General features: G+C 63.3%; 13 protein-coding genes. 9 read left to right on the top strand and 4 right to left on the bottom strand.

The genetic code is table 11. From position 1 onward, the window contains the following. The first annotated feature begins 76 nt into the window (after positions 1 to 76). Together aceF and lpdA are read left to right on the top strand one after the other, a co-directional pair. Entirely contained in the window at positions 77 to 1,957 is a 1,881-nt protein-coding gene (gene aceF, locus BN1119_RS18555) for a pyruvate dehydrogenase complex dihydrolipoyllysine-residue acetyltransferase (RefSeq protein ID WP_042001739.1), read from the top strand. 255 nt (positions 1,958 to 2,212) lie between these two features. Then, positions 2,213 to 3,640: a dihydrolipoyl dehydrogenase gene (lpdA, locus tag BN1119_RS18560; protein ID WP_042001742.1), complete on the top strand. Its 1,428-nt coding sequence runs from the start codon at positions 2,213 to 2,215 to the stop codon at positions 3,638 to 3,640. Positions 3,641 to 3,704: 64 nt separating this feature from the next. Here lpdA and BN1119_RS18565 read toward each other — a convergent pair whose 3' ends face one another. Then, positions 3,705 to 5,495 (bottom strand): AMP-dependent synthetase/ligase, encoded by a 1,791-nt coding sequence (locus BN1119_RS18565; protein ID WP_042001745.1) that lies wholly within the window; start codon positions 5,493 to 5,495, stop codon positions 3,705 to 3,707. 183 nt (positions 5,496 to 5,678) lie between these two features. Between BN1119_RS18565 and BN1119_RS18570 the strand changes: the two genes are divergently transcribed. Further along, positions 5,679 to 6,221, top strand: a complete 543-nt coding sequence (locus BN1119_RS18570) for a thioredoxin domain-containing protein (RefSeq protein ID WP_042001748.1) — start codon at positions 5,679 to 5,681, stop codon at positions 6,219 to 6,221. Positions 6,222 to 6,694: 473 nt separating this feature from the next. Here BN1119_RS18570 and rimI read toward each other — a convergent pair whose 3' ends face one another. After that, positions 6,695 to 7,144: a ribosomal protein S18-alanine N-acetyltransferase gene (gene rimI, locus BN1119_RS18575; protein ID WP_042002273.1), complete on the bottom strand. Its 450-nt coding sequence runs from the start codon at positions 7,142 to 7,144 to the stop codon at positions 6,695 to 6,697. A gap of 94 nt (positions 7,145 to 7,238) precedes the next feature. Continuing rightward, on the bottom strand, positions 7,239 to 7,643 hold the full coding sequence (locus tag BN1119_RS18580; protein ID WP_042001750.1) for a DNA polymerase III subunit psi: 405 nt from the start codon (positions 7,641 to 7,643) through the stop codon (positions 7,239 to 7,241). Between the two features lie 214 nt (positions 7,644 to 7,857). Between BN1119_RS18580 and BN1119_RS18585 the strand changes: the two genes are divergently transcribed. Both BN1119_RS18585 and viaA read left to right on the top strand, forming a co-directional pair. Continuing rightward, entirely contained in the window at positions 7,858 to 9,480 is a 1,623-nt protein-coding gene (locus tag BN1119_RS18585; RefSeq protein WP_042001752.1) for an ATPase RavA domain-containing protein, read from the top strand. Beyond that, positions 9,481 to 10,935 (top strand): ATPase RavA stimulator ViaA, encoded by a 1,455-nt coding sequence (gene viaA, locus BN1119_RS18590; protein WP_042001755.1) that lies wholly within the window; start codon positions 9,481 to 9,483, stop codon positions 10,933 to 10,935. It abuts the gene before it with no gap. A 16-nt stretch (positions 10,936 to 10,951) separates the two neighbouring features. Here viaA and BN1119_RS18595 read toward each other — a convergent pair whose 3' ends face one another. Further along, positions 10,952 to 11,980, bottom strand: coding sequence for a diguanylate cyclase domain-containing protein (locus tag BN1119_RS18595; RefSeq protein ID WP_042001758.1), 1,029 nt, complete (start codon positions 11,978 to 11,980; stop codon positions 10,952 to 10,954). 272 nt (positions 11,981 to 12,252) lie between these two features. Between BN1119_RS18595 and BN1119_RS18600 the strand changes: the two genes are divergently transcribed. From BN1119_RS18600 to BN1119_RS18615, 4 genes are all read left to right on the top strand, one after another. Continuing rightward, positions 12,253 to 14,085 (top strand): GGDEF domain-containing protein, encoded by a 1,833-nt coding sequence (locus BN1119_RS18600; RefSeq protein ID WP_244463763.1) that lies wholly within the window; start codon positions 12,253 to 12,255, stop codon positions 14,083 to 14,085. Positions 14,086 to 14,338: 253 nt separating this feature from the next. After that, complete coding sequence (prfC, locus tag BN1119_RS18605; protein WP_157438695.1) at positions 14,339 to 15,928, top strand: peptide chain release factor 3; 1,590 nt, start codon at positions 14,339 to 14,341, stop codon at positions 15,926 to 15,928. Between the two features lie 155 nt (positions 15,929 to 16,083). Continuing rightward, positions 16,084 to 16,422 (top strand): nuclear transport factor 2 family protein, encoded by a 339-nt coding sequence (locus BN1119_RS18610; RefSeq protein WP_042001764.1) that lies wholly within the window; start codon positions 16,084 to 16,086, stop codon positions 16,420 to 16,422. Between the two features lie 88 nt (positions 16,423 to 16,510). Further along, positions 16,511 to 16,954 carry a GNAT family N-acetyltransferase gene (locus BN1119_RS18615; protein ID WP_042001766.1) on the top strand — a complete coding sequence of 148 codons (444 nt, stop codon included), beginning with the start codon at positions 16,511 to 16,513 and terminating at the stop codon, positions 16,952 to 16,954. Positions 16,955 to 17,162 lie beyond the last annotated feature (208 nt).

Below are 17,162 nucleotides of genomic sequence, written 5' to 3' on the forward strand. Positions count from 1 at the left end.
CTCCTGCCAGGGCTATGGCAGTGGCAGCGCGCTTTTCCAACGTCAACGTGACATCCGCGTAAGAGGATAAAGCACAATGTCCAAACAGATTATGGTGCCGGATATCGGTGCCGATGAGGTTGAAGTCACCGAGATCATGGTGGCCGTGGGTGACAAGGTCGAGCTCGACCAGTCCCTGATCGCCGTGGAAGGTGACAAGGCCTCCATGGAAGTCCCGGCCCCCGCCGCCGGCATCGTCAAAGAGATCCTGATCAAGGTGGGCGACAAGGTTGCCACCGGTTCCCAGATCATGGTCTTCGAAGCCGAAGGTGCTGCCGCACCGGCTCCTGCCCAGGCCGCGGCCCCGGTTGCCGCCGCTGCGCCGGCTGCTCCTGCTGCCGCCGCTGCCAAAGACGTGCACGTCCCTGACATAGGTGACGACGAAGTGGAAGTGACCGAGATCATGGTCGCCGTGGGCGACATGGTTGAAGCGGACCAGTCCATCATCGCCGTGGAAGGTGACAAGGCCTCCATGGAAGTGCCGGCGCCGTTCGCGGGCCGCGTGGTCGAGATCAAGGTTGCCGCCGGCGCCAAGGTCTCTACCGGTTCCCTGGTGATGGTGTTCGAAGTGGCTGGCGCCGCCCCGGCTGCCGTTGCCGCGCCGGTTCAGGCTGCCGCTCCCGTGGCCGCTGCCCCGGTTGCCGCCGCTGCCAAAGAGGTCAACGTACCTGACATCGGCGGTGACGAAGTGGAAGTCACCGAGATCATGGTGGCCGTGGGTGACAAGGTCGAAGCCGACCAGTCCCTGATCGCCGTGGAAGGTGACAAGGCCTCCATGGAAGTCCCCGCGCCGTTCGCCGGCGTGGTCAAGGAGATCAAGGTGAAGGCGGGTGACAAGGTCTCCACCGGATCGCTCATCATGGTGTTCGAAGTGGCTGGTGCCGCTCCGGCTGCCGTGGCTGCACCTGCCGCCGCTGCGCCCGCACCGGCTGCCGCCGCCCCTGCGCCGGTTGCCCAGGCTGCTGCCGCTTCCGATTTCGTCGCCAACGACGCCTACGTCCATGCTTCCCCGGCGGTACGCCGTCTGGCGCGCGAGTTCGGCGTCAACCTGGCCAAGGTGAAAGCTTCTGGTCGCAAGGGCCGCATCGTCAAAGAAGACGTGCAGGCTTACGTGAAGGATGCGGTCAAGCGTGCCGAGTCCGCCCCGGCTGCAGGCACCGGCACTGGCAACGGCATGAGCGTCGTGGCCTGGCCCAAGGTTGATTTCAGCAAGTTCGGCCCGGTCGAAGAGCTGGAACTGACCCGGATCCAGAAGATCTCCGGTCCTGCCCTGCACCGCAACTGGGCCATGATCCCCCATGTCACCCAGTTCGACGAAGCCGATACCACGGATCTGGAAGCGTTCCGCAAAGAGCAGAACGTGCTGGCCGAGAAGCAGAAGCTGGACGTGAAGATCACCCCGCTGGTGTTCATCCTGAAGGCGGCCGCCAAGGCCCTGGAAGCACACCCGCGCTTCTGCAGCGCCCTGTCCGAAGACGGCAGCAAGCTGATCATGAAGAAGTACATCCACATCGGTGTGGCGGTAGACACCCCGGGTGGCCTGGTGGTTCCTGTGGTTCGCGACGTCAACAAGAAGGGGATCTTCGAGCTGTCCCGCGATCTGGCCGAGATCTCCAAGAAGGCTCGTGCCGGCAAGCTGACCGCTGCCGACATGCAGGGCGGTTGCTTCACCATCTCCAGCCTGGGTGGCATCGGCGGTACCAGCTTTACCCCGATCGTCAACGCGCCGGAAGTGGCCATCCTGGGCGTCTCCAAGTCCGAGATGAAGCCCAAGTGGAACGGCAAGGAGTTCGTGCCTCGCCTGATGCTGCCGCTGGCCCTGAGCTATGACCACCGCGTCATCGACGGCGCCGACGGTGCCCGCTTCATCACCACCCTGAGTGGTGTGCTGTCCGACATCCGTCGACTGGTGCTGTAATGACGTTGAACCATGACCAGTGTGCAGCCATCCATGGTGCCGACGATGCTCGCTTCATCACCATCTCGTGTGGTGTGTTGTCCGACATTCGTCGACTGGTCCTGTAAGTGAGAGGGCGGGCCCAGAGCCCGCCCTTTTTGCTTCTCATTTCATTAACAGGATTGTAAACTTGCCCCGTTTTTTTCACGGCTGCAGCCGCCTTCTCTGGCATAAGACTGTGCTGTCCGGGGATATAAGAACGACAAAGAGGTCATGATGAGTAAAGAAATCAAAACCCAGGTCGTAGTACTGGGTGCTGGCCCTGCCGGTTATTCCGCTGCTTTCCGTGCGGCCGACTTGGGTCTGGATACCATTATCGTCGAACGTTACTCCACCCTGGGTGGCGTCTGCCTGAACGTGGGCTGCATTCCGTCCAAGGCGCTGCTGCACGTTGCCAAAGTGATCGAAGAAGCCAAGGCGCTGGGCGAGCACGGCATCGTCTTCGGTGCCCCGCAGACCGACATCGACAAGGTGCGTCTGTGGAAAGAGAAGGTCATCAACCAGCTGACCGGCGGTTTGGCCGGCATGGCCAAGATGCGTAAAGTCCAGGTCGTGAACGGCTTCGGCAAGTTCACCGGCCCGAACACCCTCGAAGTGGAAGGCGCCGACGGCAAGACCACAGTGACCTTCGACAACGCCATCATCGCAGCCGGTTCCCGTCCGGTGAAGCTGCCCTTCATCCCCCACGACGATCCGCGCGTATGGGACTCTACCGATGCGCTTGAGCTGAAAACCGTTCCTGGCAAGCTGCTGGTCATCGGTGGCGGCATCATCGGCCTGGAGATGGGTACCGTGTACTCCTCCCTGGGCTCCGAGATCGACGTGGTGGAGTTTGCCGACCAGCTGGTTCCGGCTGCCGACAAAGACATCGTCAAGATCTACACCAAGCGCGTGGCCAAGAAATTCAACATCATGCTGGAGACCAAGGTCACCGCAGTTGAAGCCCGTGAAGACGGCCTGTACGTCTCCTACGAAGGCAAGCACGCCCCGGCCGAGCCGGTTCGTTACGACAACGTGCTGGTCGCGGTCGGCCGTGTGCCGAACGGCAAGCTGATGGACGCCGAGAAAGCCGGTGTTGCCGTCAACGAGCGCGGTTTCATCGAAGTGGACAAGCAGCTGCGTACCAACGTGGCTCACATCCACGCCATCGGTGACATCGTCGGTCAGCCCATGCTGGCCCACAAGGGTGTGCATGAAGGCCACGTGGCGGCCGAAGTCATCGCCGGCAAGAAGCACTACTTCGACCCGAAAGTGATCCCGTCCATCGCCTACACCGAGCCAGAGATGGCCTGGGTCGGTCTGACCGAGAAGGAAGCCAAGCAACAGGGCCTGAACTTCGAAGTCGCCACCTTCCCCTGGGCTGCTTCCGGCCGCGCCATTGCGTCCGATTGCTCCGACGGCATGACCAAGCTGATCTTCGACAAGGACAGCAACCGCGTCATCGGGGGTGCCATCGTCGGTACCAACGGCGGTGAGCTGCTGGGCGAGATCGGTTTGGCCATCGAGATGGGTGCCGACGCCGAGGATCTGGCGCTGACCATCCATGCTCACCCGACTCTGCACGAGTCCGTGGGTCTGGCCGCCGAAGTGTTCGAAGGCTCCATCACCGATCTGCCGAACGCCAAGGCCAAGAAGAAGAAGTAATTCTCTTCCCGCCCAATGAAAAAGCCGCTCATCGAGCGGCTTTTTTTGTGTCCGAAGCGCGGGATCAGACGTGGTTGTACATGGCCTCTATCTCGCGCTGGTACTTGGACTCGATGATCTTGCGGCGCAGCTTCATGGTGGGGGTGATCTCTCCCAGCTCCATGGAGAAGGCGCTCGGCAGCAAGGTGAATTTCTTCACCTGCTCGAACTTGGCCAGCTCTTTTTGCAAGTCCGCGATCCGTGCCTCGAAGAACTCCACCACCCTGGAGTGGCGCAGCAGCTCCGTCTTGCACTGGTATTGCAGGTTGATGGAGCGGGCGTACTCCTCCAGGGACTCGAAGCAGGGGACGATGAGCGCCGACACGAAGTGGCGGGCATCGGCGACGATGGCGACCTGCTCGATGAAGCGATCCTTGCCGATGGTCCCTTCCACCAGTTGCGGCGCCACGTACTTGCCGTTGGAGGTCTTCATCAGCTCCTTGAGACGCTCGGTGAAGTAGATGTTGCCCTCGCCGTCTAGCTCGCCGGCATCGCCGGTGCGCAGGAAACCGTCCGCCGTCATCACCTCGGCCGTGGCCTCTGGTTTGTTGTAGTAGCCGCGCATCACAGTGGGGGCGCGCACCAGCAGCTCGTTGTGCTCGCCGAGTTTGACCTCGATACCGTCCATGACGGTGCCGATGGAGCCCAGCTTGAATCGAGCATCGTCATAGCAGCAGACGGTAGCCGTGGTCTCTGTCATGCCATAGCCGTACTTGAGGTTGAACCCCATGGCCTGGAAGAAGAGGTTGACGTCGTCGGCGAGGCGGGCGCCCGCCACCGGCAGGAAGCGGGTGCGGCCGCCGAAGCGTTCGCGCAGCTTGCGAAACACCAACCGCTCGGCGAGCCAGAGCTGGCCAGAGAGCAGGGGAGAGGGGCGCTGGCCCGTCTGGCGGGTGGCGACCATCTGGCTGCCGACTTGGGTGGCCCAGCCGAACAGGGCGCGGCGCAAGGGCGGCGCCTTGGCCACCTTGGCCTGGATCAGGGCGTAGGCCTTCTCGTAGAGACGTGGCACGGCGCACATCACGGTGGGTTTCACCTCGCCGATGACCTCCATCACCTGCTGGGGATCGCGGATGTAGACGTTCTCGGCGCCGCAATAGAGCACGTAGTAGCTCCAGGCGCGCTCGAACACATGGCTCAGCGGCAGCATGCACAGGGACACATCCTGCTCGTCAAGGTCCAGGCGGCGATCGTGCATCTCGAAGCAGGCGGCCATGTTGGCAAAGTCGAGCATGACCCCCTTGGGTTCACCCGTGGTGCCCGAGGTGTAGATCAGGGTCAGCAGGTCGTCCATGCGGTACTGCTGCTCGCGCTCCCGCAGTGCCTGTTCGCTCGGCAGATGATTGCCGGAGACCAGGAAGCTCTGGAAGTGGCTCGCCTGCTCGCAGCCGCGCAGATCGACGGTGCCGTCCAGGGTGACTATCTGGTTGATCTCGCCAGCCTTGAGCAAGTGGAGCGCCTGATCGAACTGCGGCTGTTCGCCGACGAACAACAGCCTGATGCCGGCGTCTTTGACGATATAACGCAGCTGATCCAGGGTGCTGGTGGGGTAGATGGGCACGCTGACGCCGCGGGCGGCCAGGATGCCGAGATCGGCCTGGGTCCATTCCGGCATGTTGCGGGCATAGAGGCCGACCATCTCGGTGGGCTGGTGGCCGGCGCGGATCAGCGCCTGGGCACAGTAGTCCATGGCCTGGCCCAGGGTACGCCAGCCGATGGCGCGCCACTGGCCATCCTGTTGCACCCGCAGGGCGGCTTTATTGCCGAGGCGAGCGATGCGTTCGCGAAGCAGATGAACCAAATGAAGCTGCGACATCAATAGATCCTCAATGAGAGCGCCACGCCCGGCAGGGGCGTGAAAATCGCGCTGGAGTGTAAACTCTAATATTACGGCTTACAAGTGTGCGCTGTTTTGTCCGGGATCAGAAAGCGCGGATTTTGCTGCCAAATCAATCAAAATCGGCGATAACAGTGGGAGGTGGTTGGCGGAGACTGCACGATGAAACATCTGGCAACAGGGTTGGCAGGGGCGCTGGTGCTGCTGCTGGTGGCGGGAGGACTGGGCTGGTACTGGTGGAGCCAGGGCGCCCGGCACAGTGGCAACCCCTGGCTCAGGGGCGAGCAGGGGGAGGCGCGGGCCCAGCAGCTCGCCCGGGAGTCCGGCATGGCCATGCTCTATGTGATAGAGGCGGACAAGTGTCGGCGCTGCAAGTTGCTGGACAAGATGCTGTGGCAGGATCCTGCCATGGCGTCGACCCTGGCGGGGCTGGCCAAGGTGCGGCTCAACCCGGGGGCGGGAGATGGCAGTGATCGGGTGCTGCGCCGCTTTCCCAAGGTGAAGACGCCTCCCGGCATCTATCTGCAACAGGCGGGCGGCCCCCTCAAGCCGGTGCAGATAGTGGTGGATATCCAGCAGATCTGGATGCCGGGGGTGACCTACCGACGGGGCTTCTTCATGCCGCTCTCGGCCGTCGGTTTCGATGCCGTGCTGCGCACGACCCTGGCCCTGGAAGATCCGGTGTTTGATGTCGTGCAGCCGTGAATTTCTCTGGCGTGCTAGCTGCTTCATGGCCCATGGTCTCGGCCGTCGGCTTCGATGCCGTGCTGCGCACGACCCTGGCCCTGGAAGATCCGGTGTTTGGCGCCGCGCAGCCGTGAATTTCTCTGGTGTGCCAGCTGCTTTATGGCCCATGGTCTCGGCCGTCGACTTCGATGCCGTGCTGCGCACGACCCTGGCCCTGGAAGATCCGGTGTTTGGCGCCGTGCAGCCGTGAGTTTCTGGCGTGCCAGCTGCTTCATGGCCCATGGTCGGCCGTCGGCTTCGATGTCGTGCTGCGCACGACCCTGGCCCTGGTAGATCCGGTGTTTGGTGCCGCGCAGCCGTGAATTTCTCTGGCGTGCCAGCTGCTTCATGGCCCATGGTCTCGGCCGTCGGCTTCGATGCCGTGCTGCGCACGACCCTGGCCCTGGAAGATCCGGTGTTTGGTGCCGCGCAGCCGTGAGTCGCTCGAGCCGTCAGCCGAAGTCGAACAGGCGGGACATCAGCACGGCATCTTCCCGCTCCGGGCCGTTGCCATAGTAGTCGGCCCGGCGGCAATACTCGGCGAACCCCTCGCTCTCGTAGAGGCGGATGGCGGCGACGTTGCCGGCTCGCACCTCGAGAAACCAGGCCTCGGCCCCCTTCGCCTTGCTGCAGGCCAGATATTCCTTGAGCAGCGCCCGGCCCAGCCCCTTGCCCTGAAAGTCAGGATGCACGCAGATGTTCATCAGGGAGCTGTCCCCCGCCACCAGATCCGAGATATAGAAGCCGGCGGGGCGCCCCTCCACCAGCATCAGGCCGTTGAGGTAGCGCGGCCCGAAGCAGGAGAGCAGATTGGCCTGGCTCCAGGGCTCCTGATGAGCGGCCTGCTCTATGGGATAGACAAGGGCGAAATCGGTCTCGAGCAGGGGACGAAAGCGGTGCATGGTCACTCCGGTGACGGCGGGCAGAGGTCTCGCCAGCCAACTGTAAAGTTTGGTAAAGATGAGGGGGCCGGGCTGCATTGCGGCACTGGGCCGATCACAATGCCCCGTTCTCCTGGTGTACCGGCAGCCGCTGGCGCAGCTGTTGCCACAGGGCCCGCTTGCCGGCCGCATCCGGGCTGAGGGAACAGATCAGGGCCTGGGGCCAGCGAGGATCCGGCTCGGTGAGCCAGAGCAGTGGCGGCGTCGCCTGTTCCGGTATGCCACTTAGCAGGCTCACCTCATGGGGGGCGATCCCGAGCAGCCGGCAGACGTCATCGAGCAGGGCGGGGGACGGCAGGGTCTGGGCCCGCACCCAGAGTTTGCCGGCCGGGAGCGCGTCGCCAAGGCTCGCCTCGGTGGCCGCCTCGCTCTCCTTGCCTGCCAGCAGCTGCGGACGTCTGAGCTGCCAGCCCTGGATGCCGATGCGGGCCAGGATGCGCTGGCGAACGGGATCTTGCATATGAGGATGACTCGCTCTTGATCTGGGTTGGGGAAAAGTGTGTGGTGCAGGGTACACTCGAACGCCTTTTTCTGCATCCTCCGCCTTGGCCTGACGGCATGGCTTGGCAAGCAGGCCAGAAACAGCCAACATCATAATCAAACCACCCCCGGCTCGCCTGGTTGCCATGGCGTGAACCGGGATTGTCCAGATCCCAGCGTCGGAATGCTCTTCTATGCCACTTTCTGTCCACAGCTCTGCCCGTGTCGCGCCCATTCATGAACGCCTGCCCAGCCTGCTGACGGCCCTCGGCGAGGGGCTCTATGAGCGCCAGGACGCCCTGCGGCTCGGATTGCTGGCCGCGCTCTCGGGGGAGAGCGTCTTCCTGCTTGGCCCCCCGGGCATCGCCAAGAGCCTGATCGCGCGGCGCCTCAAGCTGGCCTTCTTTGATGCGCGCCACTTCGAATACCTGATGACTCGCTTCAGCACGCCGGAGGAGGTGTTCGGCCCCCTCTCCATCCAGGCCCTGAAGGAGGAGGGCAAGTACCTGCGCCTGACCGCAGGCTATCTGCCTCAGGCCGAGGTGGTGTTCCTCGACGAGATCTGGAAGGCGGGGCCCGCCATCCTCAACACCCTGCTGACCGCCATCAACGAGCGCCAGTTTCGCAACGGCGACGAGACGCTGCCCATTCCGATGCGCCTGCTGATCAGCGCCTCCAACGAACTGCCCGCCCCGGACAGCGGGCTGGAGGCCCTCTATGACCGCATGCTGGTGCGGATCTGGATGGACAGGGTGCAGGAAAAATCCAACTTTCAGGCCATGCTGGCCAGCGACGGGGCCAATCCGCGCCAGCTCACGGCCAGCTTGCAGATCCACAACGAGGAGTATCAGTCCTGGCAGCACCAGATAGAGCAGGTGACTCTGCCAGACGAGGTGTTCGAGCTCATCTATCGGCTGCGCCAGCGCCTCGACCATCTCGGCGACGAGCCCTGCTATGTCTCGGACCGACGCTGGAAGAAGGCGGTCAGACTGTGCAAGGCGAGCGCCTTCTTCCATGGCCGCTCCGAGGTGGCACCCCTGGATCTGCTGCTGCTCAAGGATTGCCTGTGGCACAACGGCGAGAGCCGCGCGGCCCTACTCACCCTGATGGAGGAATTTGCCCGCCTGCACTGTTACCAGCAGCAGACGCTCATCTCCCGCCACCTGGCCATCACCTCCGCCCTGCAGGAGTTGCAGCTGCAGATGAGCGCCCGGCTGGCCCTGAAGGCAGAGCCCGGCAAGGGGATGCTGGGCAAGCGCGGCAAGGGATGGCGCCTGCCCCTGGATGAGGCCGACAAGCAGGGGGAACGGGGTCTGCAGATCCAGCTGCACCTGCTCGCCCCGGCCAGGCTCAGCCCGGAGGAGCCGGATCTGCTGGTGCAGACCCTGGAGTGCGACAAGGTGGTGCTCGGCCACTGGCAGCAGGGCGACCAGGTGCTGTTCCATCCCGTCGGCAGCAAAACGGGCTTGACCCTGGAGCTGGAACTGGACGGCGAACAGCGGCTGCACCTGCTCGACAGTCAGCGTCACCCCATCCCCCTGGTGCTGGTGCGCCGCGCCCCCTTGCCCGGCCTCGTCAGCGAGCCCTGGTACAAGGCGATCGCCAGCCTCAACGAGCAGTTGATGGCTCTGCGCACCGATCTGCGCCGTCAGCGCCAGCGTTTCGACGGCCATCAGCCCCACCATTTTCTCGACTCGCGCTGGCTGGTGATCGTCGAGGAGGGCTTCTTCACCCTGACCCGCGAGCTGGAGCAGACGGCGGAGCAGCTGGCCCAGTGGCAGAGGCGCCTGCCGCTGCTGTGCGGGGAGCAGGGCTGAATGCTCGACATCGGCACCATGAGCACCTTGCTGGCCATCTCGGAGGGAGAGATGGTGTCAGAGATGGTGGTCGCCCTGCTGGCCAGTACCCAGATATCCCGCTTCATCCGGTTGGGCAAGGCCCAGGGCCGCGCCCTCAAGCAGCGGTTGCAGCGCTGGCGCCATCAGGTGAACGACACCATAGCCCATACCCCGGTGCCGCCGGTACTGGAGCAGGAGTTCCTGCTCTATCAGCACTTTCTCTCCCTCTCCCTGCCCCGGCTGGTGGCCGAGTTGCCGACCCTGCTCAGCGCCCTGGAGCGGGGCAGCGACTTCGCCGACGAGGGGCGTCAGCTGGCCCATCAGCTGGTGGATCACCCGGTGGAAGGGAGCCGGCGCCTGCTGCTCGAACGATGGCGCGCCAGCCTGGTGGGGGCCCTGCTGCGCCTGCAGCAGCAGCTGGCTGAGGCTGAGCGGCTCAGGTTGCAACAGGAACTGGAGGATCAGATAGGGGCCAGCGAGGAGCTAGAGCAGGTGCTGGATCCCCAGCGGCGCACGGCGGGCGGCCTGTGGAACCTGGCCCAGGGACGCTGGCAGCCCGCCTCCCTGGTGCTGATTCGCCAGTATGCGGCCATGCTGGGCAAGGAGCCCATGTTGCAGGAGATAGCCCAGAGCATGGGGCGCAGCCTGCACAGCCAGGAGCAGGAGGACAGGCCCCAGCCGCCCCAGCCCACCCTGATCCAGGAGTCCGTGCTCAGTGACGACGTGCCCGACGATCTGGTGGGCATTCATCAGGGCAGCGACCTGATGCGCATGTTGCCGAGCGAAGCCGTGATGCTGGGGATCCCCGAGCTGGAGCTGGAGTTCTACCGCCGTTACCTGGAGCGGCGCCTGCTCAGTTATCAGGCCAGGGGCACCCTGCCCAGGCAACAGCTGCTGCCTCGCACCACGAGCCAGGGGGAGCGGGAGCTGCAACCCATGGGGCCCGTGATCGTCTGCATCGATACCTCGGGCTCCATGGGGGGTTATCCCGAGCAGTGCGCCAAGGCCCTGGCCCTGGCCCTGTTGCAGCTGGCCCTGAGCGAGCAGCGGCGCTGCTTCGTGATGCTGTTTTCCACCGATGTGGCCAGCTTCGAGCTGACCGATGCCGATGGCCTCGATGAGGCCCAGCGTTTCCTCGCCATGACCTTCAACGGCGGCACCGATCTGCTGCCCTGCCTGAGTGCCGCCCTGCGCCAGTTGCAGGCCCCCGCCTTCGAGCTGGCGGACGTGCTGGTGATCTCCGACTTCATCGCCCAGCGCCTGCCCGCCTCTTTGGTGGCGCAGATGGACAACCAGCGCGCCCGGGGCACCCGGTTTCACGCCGTCGCCATGTCCCGCCACGCCAAACCGGCCCTGCTGCGGGTCTTCGACAGAAGCTGGCTGCTCGATTGCGGCCTGCGCGGCCGCCTGCTGCGGCGCTGGCAGCGCAGCTGAAACAGGGGTTGCCCGGTCAGGGCAGGGGCTGGCTCCGATAATCGAGGGCCCGCTCGTTGACCTGCTCCTGATCCAGCAGGGGCTGACCGCTGGGCTGGGCGATGTGGAATCCCCCCTTGCCTGCGTGCTTGACCCGATACATGGCCTTGTCCGCCCGGGCCAGGGCCGAGCCGAAATCATCCTGGGGGCGGATCTGGGCTATGCCCATGCTCAGCCCGATGCGAGCCTCGCCGTTGGCCAGGGGGAAGGGGGCCGAGATGGCCTGCTGGCACGCCAGTGCCAGCTGCTGGGTGCGCCTGTCCTGGCATGGCCAGGGCAGCAGCAGGATGAATTCATCGCCGCCGAGACGGCCGATGACTGCCTCTTGCGGACATTGACGCTTGAGGCGGTGCGCCAGCTCGACCAGCAGCTCGTCACCTGTCCTGTGACCCAGGCTGTCATTGACCTGCTTGAAGTCATCGAGATCGATGAAGCAGAGCGTCTGGTGCTCGCCGGGAAACTGGCGCTGCAGGGCGGCGCGGTTGAGCAGGTGGGTGAGGGGATCCCGGTGGGCGAGCTGGGCCAGTTGCAGCTCGTACTCCTTCTCGTGGGTGACGTCTATGTGGGATCCCATGACCCGCAGGGGATTGCCGTCGGCGTCCCGCTCCACCACCCGGCCCCGATCCAGCACCCAGGTCACCTTGCCCTCTTTTGACAGCATGCGGTGCAGCGCCTGATAGAAGGGAGTCTTGCCGCTGAGGTGATCGAAGAAGGCCTGCAACACCCGCTCCCTGTCTTCCGGGTGCAGGTGATCGCGCCAGGTGTCGAAGTGGGCCTCCAGCTCCTTGGGTTGATAGCCCAGCATGGCGCCCCAGCGCCGATTGAAGATGATGAGCTTGCCGGTGGGCACATGATTCTGCCAGATGCACAGGCCGGTGCCGTCACTGGCGGCATCCAGCTTCTCCAGCGCGTCGTCGGCGATGCGCTTCAGTCGCTCGTTCTCCTGTTGCAGCCTGTGATAGGCGGCCAGCAGCGTCTCGTAATCCTGGGGTACCTTCTCTGTCACCTGGGTGCCTCTACTGCCAATCCGTGTTGTCTTCACCAGGCTGGAACAAGAAGGGTCTCTTCTTGACGATCCGACCATGGGGATAAGTGCGGCATGTCTGCGCTCCCTGGCGTGCCAACGGGCTGACTATAGAGGAGATGGCTGTTTTTTTCACCATGTGTCAGGTCGAGTCAGGATATGATGAAAGGGCCCAATTCTCCGATTTATCAACGAAATGCCACAGGAGGCCCATCATAGGCGCACACCCCGTCTCTCCCTGGTTGCTCTGTCTTTTGCTGGCAGCCCCCCTCGATGCCCTTGGGAGCGATCCGGCCGAGGAAGCCCTGCTCGGCGAGCTCACCCAGCTGGAAAACAATGTTCAATCCCAGGGGGAGCGGTTGCGCCGGGTCGAGGCGCTGGCGCGGCGGATCGACCCCGCCAGTCCCCTTCAGGGGCGACTGGTACGGCTGCAATGCTGGGCGCTGCCTGCGGAGAACAGCAGTGACTACAGCGCCGCCATCACCTTCGCCAGCAAGGCACTGCTCCAGGCGCGCCAGGAGGGGGACAGGGGGACGGAGGCTGCCCTGCTCATCTGCCGGGGCTGGCACAACCAGCTGCTGGGGGAGATGGCCCGTGCTCGCCTGGATTATGATCTCGCCCTCTCCCTGGCCCGGGCCGCGGGAGAGCAGCGCCTCGAGGCCGATGCCCTCGGCTATCGCGGCGGCATGCTGGCCTACCAGGGAGGATTGGCGGCGGGCCTGCGGGATCAGCTGGTGGCCCATGACCTCTATGAGCGACTCGGTCTGGAGCGCTGGCGGCTCAAGATGATGGGGGAGATAGCGAATACCTACCGGCGCATGGGGGTATTCGAACGGGCGCAGGAGTATTTCAAGGCATTGGAGCAGGCTTATGAACAGCAGGGGGACGCCGCAAGTCTGACGATGATCCGGGCGCAGCTGGCCATCCTCTATACGGAGACGGACCGGTACGACGAGGCCCTGACCCTGTTCGAGGAGGCGGCCAGCCACTTCAAGGCCAGTGGCGAGCGGATGGACGAGGCCTGGGCCCTGACCGAGGTGGCCCACAGCCTGCTCAAGCTCGGCAGGAAGGAGGAGGCCAGGGCCAGGTTGCAGCAGGCCGATCTGCTGCTCAACCGTGATCAGGAGACGGATGCCGCGACCCTGGGGCAATGGCGGCTGGTGATGGGCCTGCTGGAGGAGGCCGAGGGGGATCTCGAGCGGGCGCTCTATTTCCTGGCGCTGGCGGAGCCCATCTTCCGCCAGGAGGATAACCAGCGCTTCCTCGCGACCATCTATCGGGTCCAGTCCAGGATCCTGGAGCAGCAGGGGCAGACCGATGCCGCCCTCAAGGCCCTCAGGCGCTATGTGACGACCCAGGAGTCCCTGGAGCATCAGCTCGGCGAGCAGAGGTCCATCCAGATGCGCTTCGAATTCGATCTCGCTCGCAAGGAGGCGGAGAACGAGGCTCTCAAGAGCCAGCAGGCGTTGCAGACCCAGCAACTGGATCGCTTGCAGGAGCGGCGCCACTGGCAGACCCTGGTCACGGCCCTCATCTTGCTGCCGCTGCTGGGATTGACCTTCTACCAGCTGGGCCGCAGTCGCAAGCTGCGGCGGCTCGCCATGACGGACGAGCTGACCGGTATCCACAACCGGCGCCAGATCCAGGCCAAGGGGGAAGCCATGCTGGCCCAGGCGCGGGCCCAGCAACAACCTTGCTCCCTGATGCTCATCGACATAGACCATTTCAAGCAGATCAATGACGGTTGGGGCCATCATGCGGGTGATCGGGTGCTGATGGCGGTGGCGAAGCGGATTGCCGGTGAGCTGCGCAGCCTGGACAGGGTGGGGCGTAACGGCGGCGAGGAGTTCCTGGTGCTGCTGCCCGATACCGTGCTGGCGGAGGCGGCGGAGGCGGCGGAGCGGATCCGGACCCGGGTGGCCGGGCTCAGGGTCGAGGCGTTGCCGGCGGACCATCCGATCCGGGTCAGCATCGGCTGTGCCGAGTTCCGGCCAGGGGAGAGCCTGACCGAGCTGGTGCATCGCGCCGACGAGGCCATGTATCGCGCCAAGGAGACAGGTCGGGATCGGGTCTGCCTGGCCGACTGACCGCCGGACGCCGGGGGAGATCCGGCGCATCCGGGCTGGGTATTTTTCACCCGCGCGGGTATAATGCCGCGCAATTTTGCTTTGACTCAGGCGAGAAGACCCATGTAACGCAACGTTCCCGCTTTTTTCGCCGGGTTGGCCAGCGGCCAGCCTGAGCCTGTCTGTTGCGTATATTGGTGCCGTGAGTCGAATGCGGCATCCCGGATTTATTCCCACGGTGGCTCGAGGCCGCCGCTCAATAGAAGAACGTCGAATTATGTCAGCTGAATTTCTGAGTGAAGTCTCCAAGAGACGCACTTTTGCGATCATCTCGCACCCGGATGCGGGTAAAACCACCATCACCGAAAAGGTCCTGCTGTTCGGACAGGCCATTCAGCGCGCCGGTACCGTCAAGGGCCGTGGCTCGGGCCAGCACGCCAAGTCCGACTGGATGGAGATGGAGAAGCAGCGCGGCATCTCCATCACCACCTCCGTGATGCAGTTCCCCTACGCCGACTGCCTGGTCAACCTGCTCGACACCCCGGGTCACGAGGACTTCTCCGAAGATACCTACCGTACCCTCACCGCGGTTGACTGCTGCCTGATGGTGATCGATGCCGCCAAGGGTGTCGAAGATCGGACCCGCAAGCTGATGGAAGTGACCCGGCTGCGGGACACCCCCATCCTCACCTTCATGAACAAGCTGGACCGCGAAGTGCGCGACCCCATGGAAGTGATGGACGAGGTGGAGCGCGAGCTGAAGATCATGTGTGCCCCCATCACCTGGCCCATCGGCTGTGGCAAGTCCTTTAAGGGTGTCTATCACCTCTACAAGGATGAGACCTATCTCTATCAGACCGGTCAGGGTCACACCATCCAGGAGAAGCGGGTGGTCAAGGGTCTGAACAACCCGGAACTGGACGCCGCCATCGGCGAGGATCTGGCTGCCCAGCTGCGCGGCGAACTGGAGCTGGTGCAGGGTGCCTCTCCCGAGTTCGATCACGAGGCCTTCATCGCCGGCGAGATGACCCCTGTCTTCTTCGGTACCGCGCTGGGCAACTTTGGCGTCGACCACATGCTGGACGGCCTGACCGACTGGGCACCGGCCCCCATGCCGCGCAAGGCCGAGAGCCGCGAAGTGGTGGCGACCGAGGAGAAGTTCTCCGGTTTCGTGTTCAAGATCCAGGCAAACATGGATCCCAAGCACCGCGACCGTATCGCCTTTATGCGCATAGTGTCAGGGACTTACAGCAAGGGCATGAAGATGCGCCACGTGCGTATCGGCAAGGATGTGAACATCTCCGACGCCGTCACCTTCATGGCCGGTGACCGGGAGCAGGCCGTCGAAGCCTGCGCCGGTGACATTATCGGGCTGCACAACCACGGCACCATCCAGATCGGCGACACCTTCACCCAGGGTGAGGATCTGAAGTTCACCGGCATCCCGAACTTCGCCCCCGAGCTGTTCCGCCGCATCCGCCTGCGCGACCCCCTCAAGCAGAAGCAACTGCTCAAGGGGCTGGTCCAGCTCTCCGAAGAGGGCGCCGTGCAGGTGTTCCGTCCGCTGATCAGCAACGACCTCATCGTCGGTGCCGTCGGTGTGCTGCAGTTCGATGTGGTGGTCTCGCGTCTGAAGAGCGAGTACAACGTCGAGGCCATCTACGAGGCGGTCAACGTCTCCACCGCCCGCTGGGTGGAAGGGACAGACGTCAAGAAGTTCGAAGAGTTCAAGCGCAAGAACGAGGTCAACCTGGCCCTGGATGGCGGTGACAACCTCACCTACATAGCGCCGACCATGGTCAACCTGCGCCTGGCCCAGGAGCGTCACCCGGACGTTCAGTTCCGCCAGACCCGCGAGCACTGATAACGACCTCTTTGCCTGTTGGCTGACAAAAAAAGACCCCGCTTCGGCGGGGTCTTTTGTTATGTGCGCTTTCGGGAGGCGATCCCCATCTGGGGGTTGAAGGTTGAATAAAAACAACGGATAAGTGATTTAAATTTCACTTTTTGGAGATGGATATGTCCGTCACTCTGCCTGTCGAGGCACAGTTTGATGCCTACAATGCCCACGACATTGACGCCTTCCTGGCCTGCTTTGCCGAGGATTTCAAAGGCTATCGCATGCCGACCGAGACCCCGAGCACAGTCGGCAAGGGGGCGCTCCGGAGCTTCTATGCCGAGCACAGATTCAACAACCCGGCCTTGCGGGCCGAACTGCTTTCCAGAACCCTGCTCGGCAACAAGGTGTTCGATCACGAGCTGATTTATGGTCTCTCCCCTGAGCCCATCGAGAGCGTGGCGGTGTTCGAGGTAGAGGGCGCCGTTATCAAGACCGCCTGGTTCTATTTCCCCTCTTGATCCGAATATCTAACTATTTCTCCATACGGCGCCAATATACGTTCCTCTTGGTCATGCGATTTCGGAAAAACTTCAATAAGGACATTGAATGCACATTATCCGGGCCACCCCGGCCCATCTTGAAGAAACCAGCAACCTGTTTGATGCCTACCGTCAGTTTTATGGGCAGGCGCCGGATAATAGCGCCGCTACCCGCTTCATTGCCGAACGCCTCGAGGCTGCCGATTCAGTCATCTTTCTTGCTCGCAATGAGATGGGTGAAAGCATCGGTTTTACCCAGCTTTACCCGGCATTCTCATCCGTTGCAATGAAGCGGATGTGGTACCTCAACGATCTCTTTGTCATCGAGTCAGCCCGCCAGCAGGGAGTGGCGCGAGCCCTGTTAAAACGGGTGGCGAGTTTTGCCAAAGAGACAGATGCGTTGACTGTAAAGCTGGCCACAGCCGTATCCAATCATCCTGCCAAATCTCTCTACGAATCAGAGGGATATCAGAAGGTCATCGCCTTTGATCACTACACCCAACGGGTTTAGGTGAGACAGAGGGCTCATCCACCATCAGTTATTGCTGGCGCTCTTCTCCCTTTGTTGGGGAAGGGATGAGGACATCGTCGTACTTTCCTGAACGCCCTCACCCTGGCCCTCTCCCGCAGGGATAGGGAAGCATCCGGGGTCTGTCCGAAAGAGAGCAGAATCCTGTTTGCTCCCTTCTCCCCTTGCGGGAGAAGGGCTGGGATGAGGG

Source organism: Aeromonas bivalvium (assembly GCF_000819765.1).
In the GTDB taxonomy this organism is placed as follows: domain Bacteria; phylum Pseudomonadota; class Gammaproteobacteria; order Enterobacterales; family Aeromonadaceae; genus Aeromonas; species Aeromonas bivalvium.

Coding starts and splice junctions, on each gene's coding strand:
- BN1119_RS18565 (WP_042001745.1), bottom strand. CDS start 5,495: ATGTCGCAGCTTCATTTGGTTCATCTGCTTCGCGAACGCATCGCTCGC.
- lpdA (WP_042001742.1), top strand. CDS start 2,213: ATGAGTAAAGAAATCAAAACCCAGGTCGTAGTACTGGGTGCTGGCCCT.
- BN1119_RS18580 (WP_042001750.1), bottom strand. CDS start 7,643: ATGCAAGATCCCGTTCGCCAGCGCATCCTGGCCCGCATCGGCATCCAG.
- viaA (WP_042001755.1), top strand. CDS start 9,481: ATGCTCGACATCGGCACCATGAGCACCTTGCTGGCCATCTCGGAGGGA.
- rimI (WP_042002273.1), bottom strand. CDS start 7,144: ATGCACCGCTTTCGTCCCCTGCTCGAGACCGATTTCGCCCTTGTCTAT.
- BN1119_RS18585 (WP_042001752.1), top strand. CDS start 7,858: ATGCCACTTTCTGTCCACAGCTCTGCCCGTGTCGCGCCCATTCATGAA.
- BN1119_RS18610 (WP_042001764.1), top strand. CDS start 16,084: ATGTCCGTCACTCTGCCTGTCGAGGCACAGTTTGATGCCTACAATGCC.
- aceF (WP_042001739.1), top strand. CDS start 77: ATGTCCAAACAGATTATGGTGCCGGATATCGGTGCCGATGAGGTTGAA.
- BN1119_RS18615 (WP_042001766.1), top strand. CDS start 16,511: ATGCACATTATCCGGGCCACCCCGGCCCATCTTGAAGAAACCAGCAAC.
- BN1119_RS18570 (WP_042001748.1), top strand. CDS start 5,679: ATGAAACATCTGGCAACAGGGTTGGCAGGGGCGCTGGTGCTGCTGCTG.